The organism is Chitinophagaceae bacterium (assembly GCA_016710165.1).
GTDB lineage: Bacteria > Bacteroidota > Bacteroidia > Chitinophagales > Chitinophagaceae > Ferruginibacter.
In genome coordinates this window covers 1,335,975-1,362,056 of record JADJLJ010000001.1, presented here as the reverse complement: position 1 = coordinate 1,362,056, position 26,082 = coordinate 1,335,975, and the positions used below count along the sequence as shown (strand labels likewise).

At 46.5% G+C, this 26,082-nt stretch carries 18 protein-coding genes, 7 tRNA genes and 3 pseudogenes; 21 read left to right on the top strand and 7 right to left on the bottom strand.

Annotation, left to right across the window (positions count from 1 at the left end; all coding sequences use genetic code 11):
* Nucleotides 1-6: 6 nt before the first annotated feature.
* From IPJ02_05885 to IPJ02_05870, 4 genes are all read right to left on the bottom strand, one after another.
* Complete coding sequence (locus IPJ02_05885; GenBank protein MBK7375085.1) at nt 7-1,281, bottom strand: ABC transporter permease; 1,275 nt, start codon at nt 1,279-1,281, stop codon at nt 7-9.
* Between the two features lie 22 nt (nt 1,282-1,303).
* The gene (locus tag IPJ02_05880; GenBank protein MBK7375084.1) at nt 1,304-2,236 is read right to left on the bottom strand and encodes an ATP-binding cassette domain-containing protein; all 933 of its coding nucleotides are present in this window, start codon (nt 2,234-2,236) and stop codon (nt 1,304-1,306) included.
* Between the two features lie 12 nt (nt 2,237-2,248).
* A complete protein-coding gene (locus IPJ02_05875; protein ID MBK7375083.1) occupies nt 2,249-3,907 on the bottom strand; it encodes an NAD(P)/FAD-dependent oxidoreductase in 1,659 nt (552 codons plus the stop codon).
* A 95-nt stretch (nt 3,908-4,002) separates the two neighbouring features.
* Nucleotides 4,003-4,389 carry a DUF3127 domain-containing protein gene (locus IPJ02_05870; protein MBK7375082.1) on the bottom strand — a complete coding sequence of 129 codons (387 nt, stop codon included), beginning with the start codon at nt 4,387-4,389 and terminating at the stop codon, nt 4,003-4,005.
* A 254-nt stretch (nt 4,390-4,643) separates the two neighbouring features.
* Between IPJ02_05870 and IPJ02_05865 the strand changes: the two genes are divergently transcribed.
* From IPJ02_05865 to IPJ02_05765, 21 genes and pseudogenes are all read left to right on the top strand, one after another.
* Entirely contained in the window at nt 4,644-5,258 is a 615-nt protein-coding gene (locus IPJ02_05865) for a 5'-nucleotidase C-terminal domain-containing protein (protein ID MBK7375081.1), read from the top strand.
* Nucleotides 5,248-6,181: pseudogene (locus IPJ02_05860) on the top strand (metallophosphatase). Before IPJ02_05865 ends, IPJ02_05860 begins: the two are co-directional and overlap by 11 nt.
* A gap of 141 nt (nt 6,182-6,322) precedes the next feature.
* On the top strand, nt 6,323-7,756 hold the full coding sequence (gene dnaA, locus IPJ02_05855; protein MBK7375080.1) for a chromosomal replication initiator protein DnaA: 1,434 nt from the start codon (nt 6,323-6,325) through the stop codon (nt 7,754-7,756).
* A 231-nt stretch (nt 7,757-7,987) separates the two neighbouring features.
* Nucleotides 7,988-8,076 (top strand) — tRNA-Ser (locus tag IPJ02_05850).
* 688 nt (nt 8,077-8,764) lie between these two features.
* Nucleotides 8,765-8,841, top strand: a tRNA-Ser gene (locus IPJ02_05845).
* A gap of 43 nt (nt 8,842-8,884) precedes the next feature.
* A tRNA-Ser gene (locus tag IPJ02_05840) sits at nt 8,885-8,961 on the top strand.
* A gap of 42 nt (nt 8,962-9,003) precedes the next feature.
* Nucleotides 9,004-9,080: transfer RNA gene (locus IPJ02_05835), tRNA-Ser, on the top strand.
* A 42-nt stretch (nt 9,081-9,122) separates the two neighbouring features.
* A tRNA-Ser gene (locus IPJ02_05830) sits at nt 9,123-9,199 on the top strand.
* Nucleotides 9,200-9,240: 41 nt separating this feature from the next.
* A tRNA-Ser gene (locus IPJ02_05825) sits at nt 9,241-9,317 on the top strand.
* Between the two features lie 42 nt (nt 9,318-9,359).
* Nucleotides 9,360-9,434, top strand: a tRNA-Pro gene (locus tag IPJ02_05820).
* 128 nt (nt 9,435-9,562) lie between these two features.
* A pseudogene (locus IPJ02_05815) lies at nt 9,563-11,016 on the top strand (CoA-acylating methylmalonate-semialdehyde dehydrogenase).
* 89 nt (nt 11,017-11,105) lie between these two features.
* A pseudogene (locus tag IPJ02_05810) lies at nt 11,106-12,475 on the top strand (aminotransferase class III-fold pyridoxal phosphate-dependent enzyme).
* 27 nt (nt 12,476-12,502) lie between these two features.
* Nucleotides 12,503-14,023, top strand: a complete 1,521-nt coding sequence (locus tag IPJ02_05805; GenBank protein ID MBK7375079.1) for an NCS1 family nucleobase:cation symporter-1 — start codon at nt 12,503-12,505, stop codon at nt 14,021-14,023.
* A 2-nt stretch (nt 14,024-14,025) separates the two neighbouring features.
* Nucleotides 14,026-15,408, top strand: coding sequence for a dihydropyrimidinase (hydA, locus tag IPJ02_05800; GenBank protein ID MBK7375078.1), 1,383 nt, complete (start codon nt 14,026-14,028; stop codon nt 15,406-15,408).
* A 110-nt stretch (nt 15,409-15,518) separates the two neighbouring features.
* Nucleotides 15,519-16,385 carry an acyltransferase gene (locus IPJ02_05795; protein MBK7375077.1) on the top strand — a complete coding sequence of 289 codons (867 nt, stop codon included), beginning with the start codon at nt 15,519-15,521 and terminating at the stop codon, nt 16,383-16,385.
* A 69-nt stretch (nt 16,386-16,454) separates the two neighbouring features.
* Entirely contained in the window at nt 16,455-17,828 is a 1,374-nt protein-coding gene (locus tag IPJ02_05790; protein MBK7375076.1) for an NAD(P)-dependent oxidoreductase, read from the top strand.
* A 21-nt stretch (nt 17,829-17,849) separates the two neighbouring features.
* Nucleotides 17,850-18,209 carry a four helix bundle protein gene (locus IPJ02_05785; protein MBK7375075.1) on the top strand — a complete coding sequence of 120 codons (360 nt, stop codon included), beginning with the start codon at nt 17,850-17,852 and terminating at the stop codon, nt 18,207-18,209.
* Between the two features lie 34 nt (nt 18,210-18,243).
* Nucleotides 18,244-19,512: an NAD-dependent dihydropyrimidine dehydrogenase subunit PreA gene (gene preA / locus IPJ02_05780; GenBank protein ID MBK7375074.1), complete on the top strand. Its 1,269-nt coding sequence runs from the start codon at nt 18,244-18,246 to the stop codon at nt 19,510-19,512.
* 156 nt (nt 19,513-19,668) lie between these two features.
* Nucleotides 19,669-20,619, top strand: a complete 951-nt coding sequence (locus tag IPJ02_05775; GenBank protein MBK7375073.1) for a hypothetical protein — start codon at nt 19,669-19,671, stop codon at nt 20,617-20,619.
* A gap of 5 nt (nt 20,620-20,624) precedes the next feature.
* Complete coding sequence (locus IPJ02_05770) at nt 20,625-22,172, top strand: phosphatase PAP2 family protein (GenBank protein MBK7375072.1); 1,548 nt, start codon at nt 20,625-20,627, stop codon at nt 22,170-22,172.
* A 165-nt stretch (nt 22,173-22,337) separates the two neighbouring features.
* A complete protein-coding gene (locus IPJ02_05765; GenBank protein MBK7375071.1) occupies nt 22,338-22,763 on the top strand; it encodes a CBS domain-containing protein in 426 nt (141 codons plus the stop codon).
* Between the two features lie 14 nt (nt 22,764-22,777).
* On the opposite strand, the gene IPJ02_05760 is transcribed toward IPJ02_05765, so the two are convergent.
* The 3 genes from IPJ02_05760 to IPJ02_05750 all read right to left on the bottom strand — a co-directional run bounded on the left by IPJ02_05760 (nt 22,778) and on the right by IPJ02_05750 (nt 26,071).
* On the bottom strand, nt 22,778-23,383 hold the full coding sequence (locus tag IPJ02_05760) for a trimeric intracellular cation channel family protein (protein MBK7375070.1): 606 nt from the start codon (nt 23,381-23,383) through the stop codon (nt 22,778-22,780).
* A 126-nt stretch (nt 23,384-23,509) separates the two neighbouring features.
* Entirely contained in the window at nt 23,510-24,769 is a 1,260-nt protein-coding gene (locus tag IPJ02_05755; protein ID MBK7375069.1) for a homoserine dehydrogenase, read from the bottom strand.
* Nucleotides 24,770-24,889: 120 nt separating this feature from the next.
* Entirely contained in the window at nt 24,890-26,071 is a 1,182-nt protein-coding gene (locus IPJ02_05750) for a PLP-dependent transferase (GenBank protein MBK7375068.1), read from the bottom strand.
* Between the last annotated feature and the right edge of the window lie 11 nt (nt 26,072-26,082).

Genomic DNA, 26,082 nt, shown 5'->3' with positions numbered 1-26,082 from the left:
TTGGTATCATTTTCTGAATGCCCATTTCATCATCTCTTTCCAGCTTGGCTTTTTACCGTACATCAATATACCGGTTCGGTATATCCTTGCAGCAAACCAGGTGGTGAACATGAATCCGGCGATCAATAAAACCATGGAAAGGCCCAATTGCCACCAGGGCACGGTAACAGGCACTCCAAACGGGATACGGGCCATCATCACAATGGGAGAACTGAAGGGGATGATGCTTGCCCACACCGCCAGTGAACTGCCGGGATTTGAAATGGCCGGTGTCATCAGCGCTATGGAAAAGATGACCAGCATGGTGATGGGGAAACTAAGCGACTGCGCTTCTCTCATATCTTCATTAATGGCGCTGCCAATGGCCGCATACAGCGAAGAGTAGAAAAAGAAACCTGCCAGCAGGTAGAAAATAAAACAGCCAACCACCAGGGGCATATTAACACTGGTAAACACTTCCTGTATCGCACCCACCATTCCTGAAACATTGCCTCCGGCATTCCCGGTGGTCTTGCTCACATTGTAAATGATAAAGATACAGGCCACCCAGATCAGGAACTGGGTAAGGGCCACCATACCGATCCCCACGATCTTCCCGATCATCAGCTGAAATGGTTTTACGGAAGATACCACCACTTCGGCGATGCGGCTGGTCTTTTCTTCTGTTACCCCCATCATCACCTGTGAGCCATACAGCAGCAGGATCAGGTACATTAAAAGACCACACACATACCCGATGACCGTTGCGGTCTTTTCATTGGCATTCTTGTTCTTTTCATTATGAAACCGTAACGCAAGTGTTTTGTTCAGTATCTTATCCTTGGCAGAATCAATTCCGAGGCTGTCGTGCTTGATCCGGTTCCATACCTGGTTTATTTTTCTTTCAACCGGGTTGGCAGCGCCGATGCCAAAAGATTTTTTTGTGTTTATCACCAGGCTGTCGGTGCCATGCTGCCAACTGAAACTTTCCGGTATCTCAATATACCCGTCGTAGCCGAGTGAGTCGAAGGCCGTCTTAAACCTTTCAGAATTTGACGTGATCAGTTTTATGGCATTGCTTGAATCTTCCCGGTTGACCGTTGCTACCAGGTTCTCGGTAAAAAGTCCCGATCGGTCAATGACCGCTATTTTCAGGTCATCCCTGGATTTCTCTGCAATATAGCCGGTGCCGAATATCAGCCCCAGGTAAAGCAGCGGAAAAAGAATGGTGCCGATGATGAAGGTCTTCTTCCGTACCCGGGTAAGGAATTCACGTTGTATAATTAATAAGATCTTTTTCATTTCTTTAAATTTTGCCGGTTGATCAGGCGGTTATTTTTTCAAATTGCCTGGCAGTCGGTGTCCCTTCCACCAGTTTAATAAAAATATCATTCAGCGAAGGCAGCATTTCCCTGAAGGAAACCACGCTGCTTCCCCGGTCAATGAAATAACTCAACACATCATTCGGCTTGTACCCCTCCCGTATCCGTACAAGGAGTTCTTTGCCGGTGGCGTTGATCATTTCAAGCGCCGGGCTGTCAATGGTATCCGGGATGGCTTCAAGCTGAATGCCAAACAGGTTTTCCTTGAATTCGTGTTTTACATCATTCACCGTTCCGTCCAGTATCTTCTTCCCCTTATTTACCAGCACAATGTGTTTGCATATCTCTTCCACCTGTTCCATGCGGTGGGTACTGAAGATGATGGTGGTGCCGTTTTGTGACAGCCGGTATATCTCGTCTTTGATCAGGTTGGCATTCACCGGGTCAAGGCCGCTGAAGGGCTCATCCAGTATGATCAGGTCGGGTTCATGCAGCACGGTGATCACGAACTGTAATTTTTGCCCCATGCCCTTGCTCAGGTCTTCCACTTTCTTGTTCCACCAGCTGTCCATTTCAAACCGTTTGAACCAGTCTTTGATCTTGTGCATGGCATCGTGGCGGCTTAATCCTTTCAGTTGGGCAAGATAAAGGGCCTGCTCACCGATCTTCATTTTTTTATACAGTCCTCTTTCCTCCGGCATATAGCCAATGTACTTTGCATCGTTCTCGGGGTCGAATTTTTTCCCTTTCAGGAAGATCTCGCCCGAATCCGGGTAGAAGATACCCGTGATCATTCTTATTAACGTGGTCTTACCGGCGCCGTTGGGGCCCAGCAACCCAAAAATGCTGCCCTGCTCGATCTGCAGGCTGATGCCGTCAACCGCTTTTTGCGTGGCAAAGTATTTTTTAAGGTTTTGAACTTCCAGGATTTTCATGTGTAGCTTTTTTTAGCAGGTCAAATGTAAGGACGAATAAATAATGGCGGGTAGCGATTTTACAAACGGTAAAGCGATGAGCACAATCGTTTTTACAAGTTGTTTTGCCACCCTTTCCCCATCCATGGCAGCGCTTACGATGCCACCGGCATAGCCGGCACCCTCGCCGCAGGGGTAAAAATTGCTTAACTGCGGGTGTGCCAGTGTTTCATTGCAGCGGGGGATCCGAACGGGTGATGATGTGCGGCTTTCAGTGGCCACCACCACGGCATCATTGGTAAAATAGCCTTTCATTTTTTTACCAAATTCAATAAAGCCTTTGGCAAGTGACTGGTAAATGAAACCAGGCAAGACATCTTTAAGGTTGACCGCATTTAATCCCGGGTGGTAGGAACATCCGGGTAAGGAAGAGGATGTTTTTCCATTACTGAAATCAACCATTCTTTGTGCTGGCGCCACTAAATTGCCTCCGCCCGTTTCAAAACATTTCTGTTCCACCATTTGCTGAAAATGCATCATCGACAACGCATCATTTTTAACCTTGCCTGCCGGCAGGCAGGTTTTTAATTTTTCATTCTTAATTAAATCCTCCAGTTCCACCTGGACCACCATGCCGCTGTTGGCAAATGGATTATTCCGCTTAGAGGGGCTCCAGCCATTCACCACCAATTCGCCGGGTGATGTGGATGCTGGCGCAATGATGCCGCCCGGGCACATGCAAAAGGAAAATACCCCCCGGTTATTCACCTGCTGTACCAGGCTGTAAGAGGAGGGAGGTAAATTTTCGTCCCTGGCCGGGCAGTGATATTGAATGCTGTCTATCAGTTGCTGCGGATGCTCGATCCGTACACCCAGGGCAAAGGGTTTGGCTTCAATCAAGATCTGCTTCCGGTGCAGCAGTTCAAAGATATCCCGGGCACTATGGCCGGTTGCCAGGATGAAGGCATCGGCTTCGAACAGATCTCCATCGGCTGTTTTAACCGACTTTATTGAATCGTTGGCAATGATGAGGTCCACCACTTTTTTCTCAAAATGAACTTCTGCCCCGCATCCGGTCAGTTGTTCCCGCATCGCCGTAATGATATGCGGCAGTTTATTGGTGCCGATATGCGGATGGGCCTGGTATAATATCTCTTCGGATGCGCCAAATCTTACAAAGAGGTTGAGACCCCGGTCTCTATCGCCCCGTTTGGTGCTCCGGGTATATAATTTGCCATCGCTGTACGTGCCGGCGCCGCCTTCACCGAAACAATAATTGCTTTCGGGGTTCACAATGCCTTCCTTATTTAACCGGGCCAGGTCCCTTCGTCTTTCCCTCACATCCTTTCCCCTTTCTAAAATGACGGGTTTTATGCCCTGCTCCAGTAATTGAAAGGCTGCAAAAAGTCCTGCGGGACCGGCCCCGATGATCACAACCTTCTTCATTGCCTTACTCACATCTTTGAATGCAAACGGAAGGATGGTACGTTTTATGAACGGCTCATCCAGGAAGGCATTTACGGTGAGGTTGATCCAGATGGTCTTTGCTCTTGCATCAATGGACTGCTTTAATATATGATAACCCGAAACCTCAGCAGGTTTTTTGCCTGTATGACCGGCAATGGATCTTTTTATGGAGATATCATCTGCAGCCTCTGATGGCAGAAGTTTGAGAGAAATTTTTTGTTGCATGGTGTTAGGTGGTTATGCTAAGAACAATGAAAGAAATCATGAACCTTGAAACCCTGAAACGACTTAAACCTTTCAACGACTTAAACGATCTGCGTTCAGAATGGCAGGTCATCCACCGCATCTGGTGGCGTTTCTGAAAAAGTATCCAATGGCTCCAGGTAATCATTATCTGTTTTAACGGAACCGGGTTGCAATATCTGTTCAATACGCCAGGCATCTAAATTGGTAATGTAATTCACCTTGCCGTCTTTTTCCCACTTGCTGCCTTTGATGTTGAAATATACTTTTATCTCCTCACCCACATTCACCCGGTCAATGATGGTTGTTTTGTCCTGTACGCACTGGAACTTCACATAATTGGTAATGGTACGTCCGTTGATGTCATCGGTTTTTTCAACCACAAACTCCCTGGTTTTAAAAGTTTCGGTACGTTGAACCGTATCGTATTTGGCAACCAGTTTACCGGCTAATTCATAACTCATAACAATATTTTAATATCCAAAAGTAAACCTATTTTCTTATAAAATTTTTTATTCATTCTTTTCTTGGTTGTAGATAAAAATAACTACCTTCCTTTTGTTTAATTCTTCTTTCAGGACATGAGCAAAATCAGCAAGTTTTTTTTCGCTGGGTTCCTAATGACCAGCCTTATTTTTTCCTGCACACTTCGTACCAGGCGCAAAAAGTTCAATACAATGACTACCGCATTGCGGCAGGAGCCAAACAGGACAGCAGCATGCTGGTTTTACTGAAACCGTATTCAGACAGTTTATCAAAAAGCATGTACGAGGTAGTGGCCGTTTCCGAAATGGCCCTTGAAAAGAAACAACCCGAAGGTTCATTGGGTAATTTCCTGGCGGATGCGATGCTGGCCATGGCTGAAAAAAACTATGGGATCCATGTGGATGCTGCCTTTATAAATTATGGAGGCATCCGGTTGCCATCCATGCCTGCCGGAAATATAACGCGGGCAAAGATATTTGAGTTGTCACCCTTCGATAACCTGCTGATCATACAAAAGGTGAACGGGAAAGTGTTGCACGAATTTTTAGATCATATTGCCGGCAGGGGGGGATGGCCCTGCTCGGGCATCACGATGCAGATAAAAGATAAAAAAGCCATTGATATAACTGTGGGAGGGGCGCCTTTGAACGAATCAGCGGTTTATACCATCGCCAATAACGACTATGTGGCCAATGGCGGTGATGATTGTACGATGCTAAAGCCCGTTCCGCAGGTAAGCAATGGCTATATATTCCGGGATGCAATCTTTGAGTACCTGGCAGATCTTAAGCGCCAGGGCAAAAAAATATCAGCAAAAACAGAAAACAGGGTACGTAATGCAGAATAGGAGAAAATTCATTGGCCAGGCAACGCTGGCCACGGCAGCACTTCTCACTTCAAGAACGGCCCTGGCCGGTTTGGGTGGGGAGGAGGGAGTTAAGAAGCTCACGATACTGCATACCAATGATGTACACAGCCGGTTGGAGCCCTTCCCGATGGACGGGGGCAGGAACCAGGGGCTTGGAGGCGTGGCAGCCCGGGCCGGGCTGATAAAGCAGATAAGGAACGAAGAACAAAATATACTGTTGCTTGATGCCGGTGATATTTTCCAGGGCACTCCCTTTTTTAATATATAAGGGCGAACCGGAAATGAAAGCCATGGCCGCCATGGGTTATGATGCTGCTACGATGGGCAACCATGATTTTGATGCCGGCCTTGAGAATTTTGCCACCCAGTTGAAGCATGGCAATTTCCCGTTGGTGATCTGCAATTATGATTTTACAAATACACCGATGGAATTTAAATACCAACCCTACAAAGTTTTTAAAAAAGGCGGATTGAAGATCGGGGTTACCGGGGTTGGTATTGAAATGACCGGGTTGGTGCCGGACAGTTTATTTGGTAATACAAAATACCTTGACCCCATCCGGAAAGCAAATGAAACAGCAGCCATGCTGAAGAATGAAGACGGTTGTGATATGATCATTTGCCTGAGCCATCTGGGATATAAATACCGGGATAATAAAGTGAGCGATGAGGTATTTGCCCGGGAGTCGGAAAATATAGATCTGATAATTGGCGGGCATACCCATACCTTTATGGATCAACCGGCCGTTTACAAGAACAAAACCGGCAGTGATGTAGTGGTAAACCAGGTGGGGTGGGCAGGCATTCAGCTTGGCAGGCTCGACTTTGAATTTGCCGGTTATAAACGAAAAAATCTGGCGAAATCGCATACTGTTGTGGTAGGAAAAAAAACAATGGAATAAAAAATTTTTTTTTCAACATTTTATTCGATATTCGCTGTCCTGCCAAAGATTTTTTTTCGTTGAAAACTGAAAAGAAATTTTACCCGGCAAAACCACAGAAGAAACTATTCTTAACTCGACATATAAATTGCTTAAGGACTAATGGACAAAGTTTTTGAAAAAGTATGGGCTAATTGTTTGGAGATAATCAAAGACATTGTTGAATGGCAGCATTTCAAGACCTGGTTTGAACCCATTAAACCGGTCGCATTGAAAGAAAAAGTTTTAACCATCCAGGTCCCAAGTCAGTTCTTTTACGAGTACCTGGAAGAACATTATGTTTCGCTTCTTGCAAAAACATTAAAGCGGGAATTGGGAAAAGAAGCACGCCTTGAATACCGCATCATGGTAGACAGTGGCAACAGCAAGAACAAACCACAAACAATAGATGTTCCCGGCCAGGGATATAAATCATTTGCAAATAACGAAATGGATTTTCCTTTAGTAATAAATAATCCCGTTAAAAATCCGTTCGTAATACCGGGGCTGAAAAAGATGCAGATCGATCCGCAGCTGAACCCGGCATATACATTCGAAGCATTTATTGAAGGCGATTGCAACCGGGTGGCCCGCCGGGCCGGTAAAACGGTGGCAGAAAAGCCGGGCACCACCTCTTTTAACCCCCTCGTGATATACGGCGGGGTTGGACTGGGTAAAACCCACCTTGCCCAGGCCATTGGCAACGAGGTAAAAAGGCTTCATGCCAATAAGATAGTGCTGTATGTAAGTTCTGAAAAATTCATCAACCAGTTCATCGACCATGGCCGCAACGGCGCCATCAACGATTTTATCCATTTTTACCAGCTGATCGATGTATTGATCATTGACGACGTGCAGTTCTTTAACCGGGCCGAAAAATCACAGGATGCTTTTTTCTCCATATTCAATCACCTGCACCAGAGTGGTAAACAGCTGATATTGACCAGCGACAAGCCGCCCAAGGACCTGGAGGGGGTTCAGGAAAGATTGTTGAGCCGTTTCCGCTGGGGTTTGAGCGCCGATCTGCAGGTTCCGGATTACGATACCAAGATCGAGATACTGGAGAAAAAGATGAAGAATGACGGGCTGGATATGCCCCGAGAAGTGGTGAAATATATTGCCTATAACATTAACAGCAATGTGCGTGAACTGGAAGGCGCTTTGATATCATTATTGGCACAATCTTCGCTTAACAAGAGGGAAATTGACCTTGAATTGGCTAAAAAAGTACTTCGCAATTTTGTAAAGTCTTCCAGTAAGGAGATCACCATCGATACCATCCAGAAAATGGTATGCGAATACTTTGACGTGCCATACGATAAACTGCTGCAAAAAACACGTAAACGTGAAATAGTACAGGCCCGGCAGATCACCATGTTCCTGGCAAAGGCATTTACAAAGAACTCACTCAAGACCATCGGCGAGCACTTTGGCGGAAGAGATCATACCACGGTAATTCACAGTTGCCAGACAGTAAAAGACCTGATGGATACCGACAGCCTCTTTAAAGAGAGTGTGATGGAACTGCAGCAGAAGGTTCACCTGGCTGCCATGTAAAAGAAACCTGATACCAAGCACTAATAGTGATCCGGGTTCTTCCATGACCCCGGATTTTTTATGCAATAACGGTTCCCCGATAAATTGTGCCTGTTTTTCTATTTAGTTTTGGGTGATACCTTATTGAATTGTATTTTTGCCACCCCTTAGCAAATAAGGGCAGGTTACAACAGGGAGGTTCCGCCAGCTGGCGGACGAAAGGAAAGAGGGGATAATTATTTTAGGTATTTCGGAGAGGTGCCTGAGAGGCCGAAAGGAACGGTTTGCTAAATCGTCGTACGGGTTAAACTGTACCGTGGGTTCGAATCCCACCCTCTCCGCAAGGTTTTTGATAAAAGGAGATCTTGGGTTAAACTGTTCCGCCGGTTGGCGGATCGAATCCCACCCTCTCCGCAAGGTTTTTGATAAAAGGAGATCTTGGGTTAAACTGTTCCGCCGGTTGGCGGATCGAATCCCACCCTCTCCGCAAGGTTTTTGATAAAAGGAGATCTTGGGTTAAACTGTTCCGCCGGTTGGCGGATCGAATCCCACCCTCTCCGCAAGGTTTTTGATAAAAGGAGATCTTGGGTTAAACTGTTCCGCCGGTTGGCGATCGAATCCCACCTCTCCGCAAGGTTTTTGATAAAAGGAGATCTTGGGGTTAAACTGTTCCGCCGGTTGGCGGATCGAATCCCACCCTCTCCGCAAGGTTTTTGATAAAAGGAGATCTGTCCGCCGGTTGGCATCGATCCCACCCTCTCCGCAGTTTCAATCCCACCCTCTCCGCAAGGTTTTTGAAAAGGAGATCTTGGTTAAACTGTTCCGCCGGTTGGCGATCGCATCCCCCCTCCGCAAGGTTTTGATAAAAGGAGATCTTGGGTTAAACTGTTCCGCCGGTTGGCGGATCGAATCCCACCCTCTCCGCAAGGTTTTTGATAAAAGGAGATCTTGGGTTAAACTGTTCCGCCGGTTGGCGGATCGAATCCCACCCTCCCTTAAAAAAAGTTCTTAAAGACCGGTAACCAGGTTCGGGATGTAGCTTAGCCCGGTTATATTGCGTCCCGATTGAGATCGGGAAGGTTGCAAGTTAAAATCTTGCCATCCGACGCAAAGGAGGTCAAAAAAATAGTAAAGACCGGTAACCAGGTTCGGGATGTAGCGTAGCCCGGTTATATTGCGTCCCGATTGAGATCGGGAAGGTTGCAAGTTAAAATCTTGCCATCCGACGCAAAGGAAGTCAAAAAAATAGTAAAGACGGTAACCAAGTTCGGGATGTAGCGTAGCCCGGTTATATTGCGTCCCGATTGAGATCGGGAAGGTTGCAAGTTAAAATCTTGCCATCCGACGCAAAGGAAGTCAAAAAAATAGTAAAGACGGTAACCAGGTTCGGGATGTAGCGTAGCCCGGTTATATTGCGTCCCGATTGAGATCGGGAAGGTTGCAAGTTAAAATCTTGCCATCCAACGCAAAGGAGGTCAAAAAATAGTAAAGACGGTAACCAGGTTCGGGATGTAGCGTAGCCCGGTTATATTGCGTCCCGATTGAGATCGGGAAGGTTGCAAGTTAAAATCTTGCCATCCGACGCAAAGGAAGTCAAAAAAATAGTAAAGACGGTAACCAAGTTCGGGATGTAGCGTAGCCCGGTTATCGCGCCTGGTTTGGGACCAGGAGGTCGCAAGTTCGAATCTTGCCATCCCGACACAACAACTCCAGCCCTTCGATTTTTTTCGAGGGGCTTTTTGTTTTTTATACTCCATTCAAAATTCCAGCCAGTAACTTATCTGGTCTCGTATATTTTCATTAATTTATGGTTTAATAAACTTGTATATGAAATACGCTCCGGTTAAAAATTATATCAATGGAAAATTTGTTGAGACTTCTTCCCGAACAATGGAAGTGATCTCTCCCATTGACGGTAACCTGCTATCTACGGTACCCATGTCTTCGGTAAAAGAACTTGATGCAGCTGTTAAGGCAGCAAAAGCAGCTTTTCCTGCATGGAGCCGGACTCCCATAAAGGAAAGGGTGCAGGTTTTCTTCCGCTATAAAATGCTTTTGGAGAAGCATTTAAAGGAACTGTCAGAATTGTGCAGCGAAGAAAATGGGAAGACCTACGGGGAATCGGTAGCTGAAATAGAAAAATGTATTGAACTTACCGAGTTTGCCACTTCATTGCCCGAATTGGTGACGGGAGAGATCCTGGAAGTAAGCAAAGGTGTGGAATGCCGCACCGAGCACGTGCCACTGGGGGTAGTTGCATCCATCGTGCCGTTTAATTTCCCGGCCATGGTTCCCAACTGGACATTACCCAATGCGATCGCTTTAGGAAACTGCATGATCATTAAACCATCGGAGAAAGTTCCGTTGAGTTGCGGAAGACTGGCTGAATTACTGAAAGAAGCCGGTTTGCCAGATGGGGTTTTCAATATCGTTCATGGCGATGTGGAGATTGTGGAAGCCATCTGCGATCATCCGGGTATTGAAGCCGTTTCATTTGTAGGCTCAACCAGGGTTGCGAAGATCGTTTACCAGCGTGCAACATCAAATTACAAACGATGCCTGGCATTGGGAGGGGCAAAGAACCATTTGATGGTATTGCCCGATGCCAAACCGGAAATGACCGCACAGAATGTAGCAGCCAGCATGAGCGGATGTGCCGGCCAGCGCTGTATGGCTGCCAGCGCCATGATCGGGGTGGGAAATGTAGATGCGATCATTGATAAGATCTGCGAAGAAGCAAGAAAGATCATTCCGGGGGAGAATTTAGGGGCGGTGATCAATAAAGCATCACAGGAAAGGATCGAAAGATATATTGGTGAGGCAGAAAGGGACGGTGCTAAAATTTTAGTAGACGGCCGTGGGGCAAAAGTGAAGGGAAAGGAGAATGGCACTTATGTGGGTCCCACAGTGATTGATTTTGTAAAACCGGAGATGAGTGTTGCCAAAGAAGAGATCTTCGGGCCGGTCATCTCCATCATGCGTACCAATACGGTAGATGAGGCGTTGGCTATTGAAAATGCCAATCCCTATTGCAATGCAGCCAGTGTGTTCACACAGAACGGCGGCATGGCCCGTTATATCATCGACCGGGCCAGCGCCGGCATGATTGGTGTGAACGTGGGTGCCGGTACCACGTGAACCTTTTTCCTTTTGGCGGATGGAATGAAAGTAAATTCGGCGTAGGGGATATTACCGGGAAGAGTTCCATTGAATTCTGGACCAAACTGAAGAAGAGTACCACCAAGTGGAACCCGGAAGCAGGAGTGAACTGGATGAGCTGATAATTATTTTAAATGTTGAATTTTAAATGTTGAATGAAGCAAATGTCATTCATTTAAAATTCAGCATTCAACATTCAAAATAAATAAAAGTGTCACAAACAAAAACAATCTCCGGATCAACAGAAATAATTCAAAACAACCTGGATTACACATTGTTTTCCTGGAGCAAGCAAAAAGGCATTGCACCCATTGCGGTAAAACATGCTGAAGGGGTTTACCTGTACGACTATGAGGACAGGCGTTATATTGATTTTTCATCCGGACTGATGAATGTCAACATCGGTCACGGTGATCAACGCATTACTGAGGCGGTGGTAAAGCAGATGCAGGAAGTCAGTTATGTAACGCCGAGTTGTGTCACCAAAGTGCGTGGTGAGTTGGGGAAGAAACTGGCAGCGATATGCCCGGGCGACCTGAACAAGGCATTCTTTACTTTATGCGGTGCTACTTCCATAGAGAACGCAATTAAACTTGCCCGGCTTTATACAGGCAGGCATAAGATATTAAGCCGCTATCAATCTTACCACGGCGCTTCCATCGGTGCCATCAGCGTGAGCGGCGATCCGAGAAGGATCCCGGTTGATTCACAGCAGGCGCCCAACTTTGTCCACTTCGATCTTCCTTATTTATACCGCTGGGAATACGGCGAGGAGAATTTATTGAAAGAATCGGTTGCCCAGTTGGAAAGAATGATCGCTTATGAAGCCCCGGGAAATATCGCAGCCATTTTACTGGAAGGGGAATCCGGTTCCTCCGGTTGTTTACAATATCCAAAGGGATATTTGAAGGCAGTGCGGAGATCTGTAATAAACATGGCATACTCCTGATCATGGATGAAGTGATGAGCGGCTTTGGCCGTACCGGTAAATGGTTTGGTTTTGAGAACCATGGCATCATCCCCGATATGATCTGCATGGCCAAGGGGCTTACCTGCGGTTATCTTCCTTTTGGTTGCCTGATGGTATCCGATAAGATCGCAGCAAAGTATGATGATACTGTTTTGTCATTGGGGCTCACCTATTCTGCCCACCCGGTGAGTTGTGCGGCCGCATTGGAAACGATAAAAATATACGAAGACGACAACCTGATAGAAAATGCTGCAGCCATGGGTAAGTATGTGGAAGAAAAACTGGAGCAGTTAAAACAGAAACATCCTTCCATAGGAAACTTCCGCACAACCGGTTTACTGGGTTGTATTGAACTGGTAAAGAACAGAACCACCAAAGAACCGATGGCACCCTTCAATGCAAAGCCGGATGAGATGACCGTAATGAATAAAGTGGCAGCAAAGATCAAAGACCTGGGCATGTACACATTCGTGCGCTGGAGCTATATATTCATTGCACCGCCGCTTTGTGTTACCAAAGAACAGATCGATGAAGGGCTGGCGATAATCAGTGAGGCGATCAAAATAGCTGACGAAGAAGCCTCCCCAAACCCCTCCAAAGGAGCGGCCTAAGAAGATCCCTAAATTTTAACTGCCAAGATGCATAGCAGAAACCCCGAAAATTCAGAGTTCAGGAACCCTCCTTTGGAGGGCAGTGAGGCGTCCCTCTACAACGAAGACCTTGCCCCCATTCCCCAAAGCAAACGCAGCTGGGGTACATGGAACTATGCAGCGTTATGGATAAGCATGAGTTTATGTATCCCTACCTACATGCTGGCGAGTTCATTGATCGAAGGGGGCATGAACTGGTGGCAATCCATTCTCACCATCTTTTTGGGAAATACCATTGTACTGGTGCCGATGATACTGAACGGACATGCCGGGGCCAAATACGGAATACCTTTTCCCGTTTTTGCAAGAGCAAGTTTCGGTACATCGGGTGCAAATATTCCGGCCATACTAAGAGCCATTGTTGCCTGCGGGTGGTTTGGTATCCAGACATGGATCGGGGGCTTTGCCACCTACCAGATGCTTAAACTCTGGATCCCTGCACTGGCAACCTTGCCACAAATTTTTCCTGAATCATTTGGGTTGCAGACCGGCCCGGCCATTTGTTTTTTTCTTTTCTGGCTGCTCAATATGTGGGTCGTTTACCTGGGTGTGGAAAGCATCAGGAAATTACTGCTGTTCAAAGCATTCTTTTTACCACTGGCGGCGCTGGCATTATTGTTTTGGGCGATCAATGCCGGGCATGGCCTGGGCCCCATACTTGCACAACCGGCAAAACTGACAGGTCCGGCATTCTGGACCTATTTCTTTCCGGCGCTCACGGGGATGGTTGGTTTTTGGGCAACACTCTCATTGAACATTCCCGACTTCACCCGGTATGCAAAGAACCAGAAGGCACAGATCAATGGACAGATCATTGGCCTGCCTCCATCCATGACGCTGTTTGCTTTTATTGGCGTGGTGGTAACATCGGCCACCTTTATCATTTACGGAGAAACCATCTGGGACCCGGTGGTATTGGCCGGAAAGTTTGAAAATAAACTGTTGGTGAGTTTTGCCATGATCGCAGTGGCCATATCTACATTGGCAACGAATATTGCAGCCAATATTGTAAGTCCTGCCAACGACTTTTCAAATCTGGCCCCCGGGAAGATCAATTTCAGGACGGGCGGATACATCACCGGTGTCATTGGTATCCTGATCTTTCCATGGAAATTGATTGCCGATCCCAACGGGTATATCTTCACCTGGCTCATTGCTTATTCCAGCCTGCTTGGCCCGGTAGGAGGCATCCTGATCGCTGATTATTATTTTGTACGTAAACAGCAATTGGATGTGGCAGAACTATACCGGCATAAAGGGCAATATGGATTTAAGAACGGTTTCAATGGTGCAGCCATCCTTGCTTTGTTTGCCGGCATCCTGCCCAACATGCCCGGATTTTTGTTGCAGGTGAAACTGATCTCATCAACCGCATTTCCTGAATGGGTATCAAATCTCTATCATTATGCCTGGTTTGTCGGCTTCTTTGTAAGCGGAGTGGTGTATATTGTATTGATGCGGAATTATAAAACAGGTAGTGTAAATTTGGATAACATAGAAAACGATTGACCATGTCCTTGCTTATAAAAAATGCCCACATTATTGGCGCTGCTGATGATTACACCGGCGATATTTTTATCCAGGGAGAAAGCATTGTCGCTGTCGGAAAAAATCTTGATGCTAAAGCCGACCGGGAAATTGATGCAACGGGACTGCTTGCTTTTCCCGGGTGCATTGACCCGCACGTACACCTGGAAATGCCCTTCATGGGAACCTTCAGCAGTGATGATTACGAAACAGGTACCCGGGCAGCACTCTATGGCGGTACTACTACCGTGATTGATTTCATTCTTCAAAAACAGGGTAATTCTTTATACGATGCATTCAACGAATGGAGCGGAAGGGCCAATGGAAATGCAGTCGGCGATTACAGCTTCCACATGGCTGTAACCGATTTCAATGAGAACACCTGTAAAGAGATCGTTGGCCTTATTGAAAAAGAAGGCATCACCTCATTCAAAATTTTCATGGCTTATAAAGGCGCCCTGATGATCGATGATAAACAGATGGTGGGACTGATGAATGAAGTAAAGACACGGGGCGGGATGGTCACGGTGCATGCAACCAATGGCGACATGATCGACTTTTTAATTGCTAAGAACAGGGCCGAAGGAAACAGGGCGCCGCTGTATCATTATTTATCCCAGCCGGAGATCACGGAAGCGGAAGCCTCGGAACGTTTTGCTTCCATAGCAGGTTACACGGGCTGCCCGGGCTATATTGTACACATGACCTGCGAAGGCGCATTGAATGCAGTGCGTAACAATAACCGGGAAAATCAAAAAGTATTTGCAGAGACCTGTATCCAGTATTTATTACTGGATGCTTCTTTATACGAACAAGATTTCGATGGTGCCAAATGGGTGATGAGCCCGCCGCTGCGGGAGAAGAAAGACCAGGAAGCTTTGTGGGCCGGTATCAACCAGGGATTGGTACAGGTGGTGGCAACAGACCATTGTCCGTTCAAATGGGAACAAAAATTAATGGGCAAGGATGATTTTTCTAAAATACCGAACGGGCATCCGGCTATTGAGCACCGGGTAGAGTTATTGTACAGTGAAGGAGTAAGAAAGAGAAGGATCACCCTGAATAAGTTTGTGGAGGTCTTATCCACCAACCCGGCAAAGATATTCGGCATGTTTCCCAGGAAGGGTTGCATAGCACCGGGTTCTGACGCTGACATCGTTTTATTCGATCCTGATAAAGAACATACCATCCGTGTATCAACGCATCATATGAATACCGACTATTCTGCCTATGAAGGATGGGAACTGACCGGGAAATGTAAAACTGTCCTGTTAAGAGGCCAGGTTGTTATTGATGATGGAAAATGCCTGGTGGAAAAAGGGAATGGCAAATATATAAAGAGAAATAAAGTATCTAAATTAATATAGTTTTACCGCAGAGAAAATGAGGGGCAGAGTCAACGCAGAGTATCTCTGCGAAACCTCTTTGACTCGTGTTCCATGCGGTGAAGAAAATAAAAAGTTTAAAAAAAACACTTATGCCAAGGATAATTAAATCCGGATTGATTCAAATGAGTTTGCCAAAAACGGAAGGGGAAGGAACGATCAAAGAAATTGTGGACGCCATGGTGCAGAAACATATTCCTTATATTGAAGAGGCCGGGAAGAAAGGGGTACAGATCCTTTGCCTGCAGGAAATTTTCAATACACCTTATTTCTGCCCCGGGCAGGATCCAAAGTGGTATGCAAGCGCAGAAACGGTTCCGGGACCCACAACCGAACTGATGGCACAGTATGCGAAGAAATACAACATGGTCATCATTGTTCCCATTTATGAAAAAGAACAGGCCGGTGTTCTATACAATACCGCTGCTGTAATTGATGCGGATGGAACCTACCTGGGCAAGTACCGCAAGAATCATATCCCGCATACCAGTGGTTTCTGGGAGAAGTTCTTCTTTAAGCCCGGGAACCTGGGCTACCCGGTGTTCCAGACAAAGTATGCGAAAGTGGGTGTGTACATCTGTTACGACCGCCACTTTCCTGACGGGGCAAGATGTTTGGGACTGAACGGCGCCGAGATCGTTTATAATCCTTCTGCAACCGTGGCAGGCCTGTCTCAGTATTTGTGGAAACTGGAACAGCCGGCGCATGCCGCAGCCAATGGATATTTCATGGGTTGTATAAACAGGGTGGGTGAAGAAAAGCCCTGGAACCTGGGCAAGTTTTATGGCAGCAGTTATTTTGTTGACCCCCGTGGACAGATCTTTGCACAGGCAAGTGAAGACAAAGATGAATTGCTGATCGCCGAATTTGACCTGGATATGATCGACCAGGTAAGAAATGTGTGGCAGTTCTTCAGGGACAGGCGGCCGGAGACCTACGGAAAGCTTGTTGAGCTGTAATACATATGCTAAATGTTGAATGCCAAATGTCAAATGAAGTCATTCAACATACAACATTCAACATACAACATAATGATCAAAAACAACAGGTTATCCCAAGAGCAATACGCTGAAAACTTCAGCGACATACATCCGCCATATGAAACAGCCGATGCGGCCCTGGTGGAAGCCAACCGCTGTTTGTTCTGCTATGATGCGCCCTGCATGAAAAGTTGTCCTACCGGTATTGATGTCCCTAAGTTCATAAAGCAGATCGCTACAGAAAATATCAAAGGCTCGGCGCATACTATTTTCAGCAGTAATATCATGGGGGCAGGTTGCAGCAAGGTTTGCCCGGTGGAAAAACTTTGCGAGGGCGCCTGCGTGTATAACCTCATGGAAGAAGAGCCCATTTCCATTGCAAGGCTGCAGCGCTATTCTACGGAAATAGCAATGAAAAATAACTGGCAGTTATTCCAACGGAAAAAAATAGAGACTTCAAATAACTCCCCTTTAGGGGATGGGGGTAAAAAAGTGGCGGTTGTTGGTGCCGGCCCTGCCGGGCTGAGCTGTGCACATGTATTATCACGGGAAGGGATCGATGTTACCATTTTTGAAAAAGAAAGCAAGGGTGGTGGCCTGATGACTTATGGCATTGCAGCCTATAAGGTAACGCCGAAATTCTGTGAAGACGAAGTGAATTATATCCTGGGTATTGGTGGTATTGAGATAAGATACAACCAGGAACTGGGTAAGGATTTTTCACTGGCACAACTAAAAAAGGAATACGATGCCGTTTACCTGGGAATGGGCGTTGGGGTTGCAAGAAAACTGGATATACCCGGGGAAAAACTGCAGGGTGTTGTGGATGCCATAAAATTCATTTATGATATCCGTGACAAGGGTTATGAAGAAGCGGCAGTTGGCGAACGGGTAGCAGTTATTGGAATGGGGATGACCGCTATTGATGCAGCCACACAGGCAAAAAGATTAGGCGCTAAGGAAGTGACATTGGTTTACAGAAGAACAGAAGCTGAAAAGCCCTGTACGGTTGTTGAATTGGATATTGCCAGGCTGGATGGATGCAGGATCGTCTGGCTGGCTGCACCAAAAAAGATAAAAGGTTCAGAAGGAAAAGTAAAACAACTTGTTTGCAGTGTGATCAAATTGGGTGAACCGGATGCTTCAGGCCGCCGTTCCCCTGTTGACACCGGCGAAACCTTTTCGCTGGATGTTGATATGGTGATCAAGGCGACAGGGCAAGTCCCTTATGAAGGAATAGTAAAGAAATATAAACTGGAGAACAAGAACGGGAAACTGGTTATTGATAACCATTGTGCCACGAATATCAAAGGCGTATTTGCCGGCGGCGATGCGGTGAATGGTGGTAAAGAAGTGGTAGATGCCGTGCAGGCCGGGAAGGACGGGGCAGCCTCTATTTTGAAATACCTTAAGCTATGTTGAATGTTAAATGTTGTATGCTGAATGAAGACAGAAAACAAAATACTGGAATTAACTTTTGATTTTTCCCTTCAGGTCATATCTCTATATAAGACCCTCATTCAGCAAAATGAATATGTTATATCAAAACAGCTTTTAAGATCATCAACAAGTATTGGTGCAAATGTAGAGGAAGCGAATGCCGCTCAAACAAAAAGAGATTTCATTATGAAGATGTCTATTGCTTCCAAGGAGGCAAGAGAAACAAAATATTGGTTAAGGCTGTTGGATAAAAGTCAAATCATGAAATATGAGTATGAAGTTTACTTAAAAAACATTGAACATATTATTAATATCCTGACCAAAATAGTAAAAACATCCCAGGAGTCTTTGGCTCCTAAATAATTCAACATTTAACATTCAAAATTCAACATAAAAAATGGCCTCTCTTGAATCAAACTTCCTCGGCATAAGATCTCCCAACCCGTTCTGGTTAGCGAGTGCGCCACCTACTGATAAGAAAATAAATGTGCTCCGTGCTTTTGAGGCCGGATGGGGCGGCGTGGTCTGGAAAACACTGGGCAGCCAGGTAAAGAATGTTTCATCCAGGTATTCCGCGGTGAATTTCGGCAGTAAAAGGATGATGGGACTGAATAATATTGAACTGATCAGCGACCGCCCGCTTGACCTGAATTTAAAAGAAATAAAAGAATGTCTCAGGCTTTTTCCCGACCGGGCCATGGTGGTTTCACTGATGGCAGACAATGATAAAAAAAGCTGGCACGAACTGATCAAAAAAGTGGAAGACACCGGGGCACATGGACTGGAGCTGAATTTCGGTTGCCCGCATGGCATGACCGAAAGGGGCATGGGCGCTGCCGTAGGACAAGACCCTGAGATCGCCTGCATGGTGGTGGAGTGGGTGATGGAAGCGGCAACCATCCCGGTGATCACCAAATTAACGCCCAATGTTCATTCCGTTGTTCCTACAGGCCGTTCGGTGGTTAAGGCAGGAACGAACGGGTTGTCCCTGATAAATACCATTCAATCCGTGACCGGCATCGACCTGGATACCTTTGTTCCCAACCCCTATGTAGCAGGTAAGTCGGTGTTTGGAGGTTATTGCGGACCTGCAGTAAAACCCATTGCATTAAAAATGCTTACCACCATTGCCCAGGATGAAGTGACCAGCAAAGTTCCCATCTCAGGTATTGGCGGCGTTAGTACCTGGAAAGACGCCGTGGAGTTCATGTTGCTGGGGGCAAGTAATGTGCAGGTTTGTACGGCTGCCATGAACCACGGATTCCGGATCGTGGAAGACATGATCGAAGGAATGAATAACTGGATGGATGAAAAAGGATTCAAGACGTTAAATGACTTCATCGGTAAATCGGTTGAAAAGATCACGCATTGGGAAGACCTTGATATCAACTATCACCACATCGCTAAAATAAACCAGGATAAATGCATCCACTGCGGTCTTTGCTATATAGCCTGCGAAGATGCATCGCACCAGTCCATCAATCTTGCGTATGGAAAACCATACAATACCTATACGGTGAAGGATGAAGAATGCGTGGGTTGTAACCTTTGCAAACTGGTATGCCCCGTAAATGACTGCATTACCATGGAAGAACACCGGGTTGCCCCCGAGTATCTGAACTGGGTAGAATTCCAGAAAAAGGGATTGCCACTCAATGATCATTGATCTCCTGTATTAAATAAATCGCATCTGGTATAATCCCTTGAGAACATTGCGGGTAAGGACTTATGCATAAAATTGTTCAGGGAACGGGCATAAAATTCTATCTTTGATTAAACAGGGCAATAGTAATATTGCATACAGAAACTAAAACACAAGCGTATGAGCAGAAAATTACTCCTGCTGCTATTATTTATTTCCGGAACCTTCCTCCAACGATCATTTGCACAAACCGATATGGATGGTTTGATGATGCAGAAGAATTTTTTCTGCGTTGGCCCCACGGCCGGGTACAGCAGTTTTAAAAATTACTGGGAAGGGACACTGAAGCGGGATAACCTGAACATGGGCCGGGTATCCGCCACCAATTTTATGATCATGGGGAACTATGGAATTACCAACAGGCTCAATGTGCTTTTCGGGTTACCCTATATTAAAACAAAGGCCAGCGCCGGGCAAATGGCCGGGCAGAAGGGATTGCAGGACCTGTCCATTTGGATAAAATGGGTGGGATACGAGAAGCATATTGCCAAAGGTGATCTGCAGGCGATCATCATCGGTGGTTATTCAGCACCGGTCAGTAATTATTCGCCGGATATTCTGCCTTTGTCCATCGGCCTGCACAGCAGGGCTGCTACCATACGCCTGATGGCCGATTACCAGCGGGGCCATTGGTTTGGTACCGCATCTTATTCCTATGTTGCACGAAATAATGTTAAGCTGGACCGGTACACGTACTACACAACCGAAATGCATTACAGCAATGAAGTACGGATGCCGGATGCTTCTCAATGGAATTTCAGGGCGGGATACCGGAGCGAAGTGCTGATAGCAGAACTGGTATTCAATAAATGGACAACCCTTGGTGGTTTTGATATTCCCAGGAACGGGATGCCATTTGTAAGTAATAAAATGAATGCCACTTCCATCGGCATCAATGCGAAATATGAAACGCCGTTGAACGGCCTTTCCATCGTTGCCAATGGGAGCACCACACTGGCCGGAAGAAATGTAGGACAGAGTACCGGTTTCAATGCAGGGATCTTCTATATTTTTGATCTCAGCCGGAAAAAGAAAACAGACAACAAGAAAGACAGTCAGCCTAAAAAATAATTACCATGAAAAAATTAGTATCACTCCTGGTCATAGCAACGGGCTTAATGCTGTTCAATTCCTGTTCAAAGAGCATTGACGAACAGAATATGCAATACCCGATGATCAATCCAACCCGGCCGGATGGCAATGCGGGTACCTGGAAACCGATCCTGTTAACTTCCGCCAATGAGTTTGCCTGCCCGGCGCCTATTGCAACCACATCACCGGATTATGTGATCCAGTTAAATGAGATCAAAAGTTTCCAGAACGAGATCACCCGGGAGGAAAGGAATCTTGTTGAATACTGGGGAGCCGGGGCCGTATTGCGCTGGAACGAGATCATGCGGGAACTGGTGGCGTTGCATAACCTGCCGCCATACCAGAATCCGGATGGGACCTACCCGGCACCAAGCCCCAATAATCCACTGGCATACCCGACTTTCCCTTTTGCCAATCCGCCCTATGCGGCGAGGGCTTATGCTTACCTGAGCGCTTCTCAATACGATGCGTTGGTTGCTGCTTATTATTACAAGCAACTGTATAACCGTACGGCGCCATTTAATGTGGATGCAAACATCCAGACCTTGTTGCCCAAATCCACTTTGCCATCTTACCCAAGTGAAGATGCAGTGGTATTGGGTGTATCCGTAGAAATGCTGAAACTGTTATTCCCCGGCGACCAGGACTATATCAACCAGCGTGCTGAGGAGCACCGGAGGGCAAGATTGATTGCCGGTGCTAATGTAAGAAGCGACCTTGATGCCGGTGAAGCGTTGGGTAAACTGGTAGCGGCAAAGTTCGTAGCTCGTGCAAGGGGTGACAGGGCCGGTGTTGCCGGTGGTAATGCAATACTTTGGGCAAAACTGAAGAATGATTGTATTGCCCGCGGCGAAATACCCTGGATAAGCCAGGAATCACCTGAACGTCCGCCCATGTTGCCGGCTTTTGGGGCAGTAAGAACATTTTTATTTGATTCGCTGACCATGGTTACAAGTATACGCCCGGGCCCGCCACCTTCCACGGGGTCGCAGCAATTTAAAAATGAACTGGAAGAGGTCTATAGGTTCAGTAAGGACCTGACGAGAGAACAGTTGCGGATATCAATATTCTGGGCCGATGGTTTACGAACCTATACGCCACCCGGGCACTGGAATTATATTGCTGCCGGTGATTTTGCCAGTGAGCATTTCAGCGAACCCCGGTGGGCACGTAATATGGCTTTGCTGAATATGTCGATGATGGATGCGGCAGTGGTATGCTGGGATGCTAAGTTCACTTATTTCAACCCACGCCCGTCGCAAATGGACAGCCGTATAAAAACGCCGATCGGGCTGCCTAACTTTCCATCCTATATTTCCGGGCACAGCACCTTCAGCGGCGCTGCTGCAACGGTGTTGGGATATATTATTCCTTCAAAGGCCCAACAGTATACCAACTGGGCATTGGAGGCTTCTGTATCCCGTATGTACGGGGCCATCCATTACCGCAGTGATTGTGAAGTAGGTATTACCACAGGGAATAAAGTGGGTACCTATGCAGTGAACAGGGGACATACAGATGGTGCGGAGTAATAGCAGCTTCTTATAATTGATCCCGGAACCGTCCCGCCGCAGGCAGGACGGTTCTTTATTTATGCTGCAACATGATGCATCGCTTTAATGTGTTATTAACCCTGAAAAAAATATATTACCTTCATAAGGCTATATGCGTTTTCATTTTTAACGAAAAACCTGCTTATGAAAGTTTCCGACATTTTAAAGGGCAAGGTCAGCAACATTTATTCCGTTACCGGGGAGGTAAGTGTATATGATGCCATCAAGGTAATGGGCGAAAAGAACATCGGTGCATTGCTGATCATGGAAGGTGATAAACTTACCGGCATTCTCTCTGAAAGGGATTATGCCCGGAAAGTGGTACTAAAAGGAAAATCGTCCCGGGAAACACCGGTAAAGGATATCATGACAGAACAGGTATTAACTGTGACCCCGGGTGATACCATTGAAAAATGCATGGCCATCATGACCGATAAACATATCCGTCACCTGCCTGTTGTAGAAGACAGCAGGGTGCTGGGAATGATATCCATTGGTGATGTGGTGAACAGTATCATTGAGTCACAAAAGGAAACGATAGCCCACCTGCAGAGTTATATTGCACAGTAAAAAACTGCCATAGATCATATATCCAGTTTCGGCAGCGACCATCTGAATTTTACTGCAGCCAGGCGGATCGCTATGATCGTAACGATACTGATCACTGCACTCCATATCTCCGGCAGTGAACTGTATTTCAATAATAGATAAACCAGGGCGCCGGCAATACAGGCGGTGGCATAAATTTCCTTCCGGAATATCTGGGGTATCTCATTGATGAGTGTATCTCTTATCACCCCGCCCATTACGGCGGTAAACAATCCCATTACCACGGCTGCCAGGGGAGCCACATCCAGTGCAAGCGCTTTTTCCATGCCAATGATGGTATAGATCGCAATGCCGATGGAGTCGAATACCAGCAGGATCTTTGGTATCCTGTGCAATTGTTTTCTGAAGATGATCATCAGGATAATGCCTGCTGTAATGGCAATGAGGTAATTGTTATCTGCTACCCATGCAATGGGGTGAGCGCCCAGGATATCCCTGAGCGTACCGCCTCCTACGGCCGTTGCAAAGCCAGTGAAACTGATACCAAACAGGTCTTTATACATGTTCTTATCCAATGCTGCCAGCGCTCCAGACATGGCAAACATTAGCACCCCAAACAGGTTGAAATAATAGCTGATCATACGAATAAATTTTATGGAAGGTACTAAACAATGGCCCGCCTGGGTAGAGGCAATACTGATGTCAGAACTAAAAGATCAGTACTTGCTATGACAGGTAGTTTTTAAAGATCCCTGGTCACAGGGGTGTCAGACCACGCCTGCCAGTTCCAGGCTGCGCCTGCTTATCTTTTTATAATCTATGTTCTCAATAATGGGCTCGGGGCATAGTATGAGAGACACCCCTTCCTGTTTCCACCAACCGGTATTGTATAGTTTTTCAGCATGGATCACTGCCAGCAGCCAGCTGTATTGAAATCCATTGTGCCATTCTTCTATCCATTCAAAGTCATCTTTTTTTACCTTACTGATATCGTCTGTGCTGATGAATACCTTTAAGTAATATTCATTGCTTAACCGGGTATCGGTCTGGTGAAATATCTTTTTGTATTCGTATTTATAATTGTACCGGAGGGCTGATATATCACTTAAAACAGCTGAAGCAGTAGGGAAGGCACCGGCGCCCTTGCCTTTAAAAAAATGTTTGTCAGCAAATGTGCTTTCGGTAGTTACTGCATTGAATTCATTTTGCACATGGAAGAGGTCATCGCCCGGAGTTATGAATTGCGGCAGTACAAATGCTGCCAGTTTTCCCGATCCCAGCTTCTTGGCATTGGCCACCAGTTTGATGCCGTATTTCTTTTCCCCGGCAACTACTGCATCGGGCAGGGAGATATTTTCAATGCCGTTAAAGATGAACTCAGCTGGTTTTGAGATCACTCCAAAGGAATGGGCCAGCAGGATGCTGAGTTTATTCGCTGCATCAAAACCACCAATATCCAGTTTGGGATCGCTTTCGGCAAAACCTGCCTGTTGTGCCAGGGCCAGCGCCTCTTTGAATTCCAGTTGCTCTTCAAAAATCCTTGTAAGAATGAAGTTGGTGGAACCGTTGATGATGCCCCGGATGGATTTCAACAGGTCGTTGTCATAATATTCTTCCAGGTTGCGTACAATGGGCATGCTGGCGCAACAGGCGGCTTCATACAGAAACGCCGTTCTGTGTTTTTGCTGAAGATCCAGCAATTCTTCAAAATGTTCAGCGATCATTTTTTTGTTGGCGCTTACTACCGCCTTGCCGTTCTGTAAAGCCGTTTTTACGATTTCAAATGCGGCATCTGCATCATCGATCAGTTCAACGATCACATTGATGCTTTCGTCTCCCAGCAGTACGGCGGCATCGGTTGTGAAATTACCGGCGTCAATGCTTCTCTTCTTACCTGCATTCTTTATACAGATCTTTTTGATGGAAGCTTTTAGAGTAGGAGTGGTATGCAATACATCATAAAGGCCTTTACCTACCACGCCGAAACCGAAGAGGCCGATGGTCAGTTTATCTGTTAATTGGTTGATCGGTTGATCGGTTGATCCGTTAATTGGTTTATCTGTTGACAAGTGCTTTTAATTTAAGTGCTCAATAATTTGTTTTTGTACAAGCGTGTTCCGGTAGCTATCGGGGTCAATAAAGTTGGGCTATGCACCGATGCCGGTAACCAACTCTTTCTTTGTTTCGTTAAGCCTGGTAAAGGCCTGTTCCAGGTCAGCTACCAGGTCTTCCACTTCTTCCAGCCCAACGCTCAGGCGGATAAGGCTGTCGGCAACACCCGCTGCCCGCCTTTTTTCAGGAGGGATGCTTTTATGCGTCATTTGTGCAGGATGGCAGAGCAAACTTTTCACACCCCCTAAGCTTTCGGCCAGTTTAAAATAACTGGTATTGGTAACAAAAGCAGTTGCTGCTTCTTCCGTGTCGTTTTTCAAACTGAATGAAACAATGCCGCCAAAACCTTTGCTTTGTTTTCGTGCAATATCGTGGTTGCGATGTGTTTTCAACCCGGGATAATAAACGTTGTCAACGGCAGGATGTGTTTCAAGGAATTCCGCCACAGCCTGGGCATTGCGGCCATGCTGATGCACACGCAGGTGGAGGGTTTCGATGCCTCGGATCACCAGCCAGCTGTCGAAGGGAGCAAGGATGGCGCCGCTGGCATTCTGGATGAATTTTATTTTATCGCCCAGTTCTTTTTCCCTGGTAACCACAAGCCCCGCGATGAGGTCACTGTGTCCGCCTAAATACTTGGTGGCGCTGTGCACTACAATATCAGCTCCCAGCGTGAGAGGTTGTTGTAAGGCGGGTGATGCAAAAGTATTATCCACGCAAAGTAGACAGGAATGGGCCTTTGCGACCCGTGCAATGGCCCCGATATCGCTTACTTTAAGGGTGGGGTTGGTGGGCGTTTCCAGCCAGATAAGCCTGGTGCCGGGTGTAATGGCATTGAAAACATTCTCCGCATGGGTGGTATCCACATAATTCACTTTGATGCCGAATTTTTCATAGATATGCGTGAAGAGACGGAATGCACCGCCATAAATATCGTCCACGGCCAGGATCTCATCACCGGCTTTGAGTAATTTGACAACCGCATCAATGGCGGCCAGCCCGCTGCCAAAGGCAATACCTACGGAGCCTTTTTCGAGACGGGCAATGATATCCTCCAATGTTCCTCTTGTTGGATTATTGCTCCGGGCATAATCATATCCTTTGTTTACCCCAGGTGCTTCCTGCACATAGGTACTGGTTTGATAAATGGGTACACTCAGGGCGCCGGTTAAAGGGTCAACGGGGATGCTGTGGATGAGTTGTGTTGCATTGCTCATGGTAAGAATGT

Bases quoted from the DNA above. Each gene is read 5' to 3' on its own strand.
- IPJ02_05775 (MBK7375073.1), top strand. From the start codon at position 19,669: ATGAGCAGAAAATTACTCCTGCTGCTATTATTTATTTCCGGAACCTTC.
- IPJ02_05870 (MBK7375082.1), bottom strand. From the start codon at position 4,389: ATGAGTTATGAATTAGCCGGTAAACTGGTTGCCAAATACGATACGGTT.
- IPJ02_05880 (MBK7375084.1), bottom strand. From the start codon at position 2,236: ATGAAAATCCTGGAAGTTCAAAACCTTAAAAAATACTTTGCCACGCAA.
- IPJ02_05865 (MBK7375081.1), top strand. From the start codon at position 4,644: ATGCTGGTTTTACTGAAACCGTATTCAGACAGTTTATCAAAAAGCATG.
- IPJ02_05875 (MBK7375083.1), bottom strand. From the start codon at position 3,907: ATGCAACAAAAAATTTCTCTCAAACTTCTGCCATCAGAGGCTGCAGAT.
- hydA (MBK7375078.1), top strand. From the start codon at position 14,026: ATGTCCTTGCTTATAAAAAATGCCCACATTATTGGCGCTGCTGATGAT.
- IPJ02_05785 (MBK7375075.1), top strand. From the start codon at position 17,850: ATGAAGACAGAAAACAAAATACTGGAATTAACTTTTGATTTTTCCCTT.
- IPJ02_05765 (MBK7375071.1), top strand. From the start codon at position 22,338: ATGAAAGTTTCCGACATTTTAAAGGGCAAGGTCAGCAACATTTATTCC.
- dnaA (MBK7375080.1), top strand. From the start codon at position 6,323: ATGGACAAAGTTTTTGAAAAAGTATGGGCTAATTGTTTGGAGATAATC.
- IPJ02_05750 (MBK7375068.1), bottom strand. From the start codon at position 26,071: ATGAGCAATGCAACACAACTCATCCACAGCATCCCCGTTGACCCTTTA.
- preA (MBK7375074.1), top strand. From the start codon at position 18,244: ATGGCCTCTCTTGAATCAAACTTCCTCGGCATAAGATCTCCCAACCCG.
- IPJ02_05885 (MBK7375085.1), bottom strand. From the start codon at position 1,281: ATGAAAAAGATCTTATTAATTATACAACGTGAATTCCTTACCCGGGTA.
- IPJ02_05805 (MBK7375079.1), top strand. From the start codon at position 12,503: ATGCATAGCAGAAACCCCGAAAATTCAGAGTTCAGGAACCCTCCTTTG.
- IPJ02_05770 (MBK7375072.1), top strand. From the start codon at position 20,625: ATGAAAAAATTAGTATCACTCCTGGTCATAGCAACGGGCTTAATGCTG.
- IPJ02_05760 (MBK7375070.1), bottom strand. From the start codon at position 23,383: ATGATCAGCTATTATTTCAACCTGTTTGGGGTGCTAATGTTTGCCATG.
- IPJ02_05795 (MBK7375077.1), top strand. From the start codon at position 15,519: ATGCCAAGGATAATTAAATCCGGATTGATTCAAATGAGTTTGCCAAAA.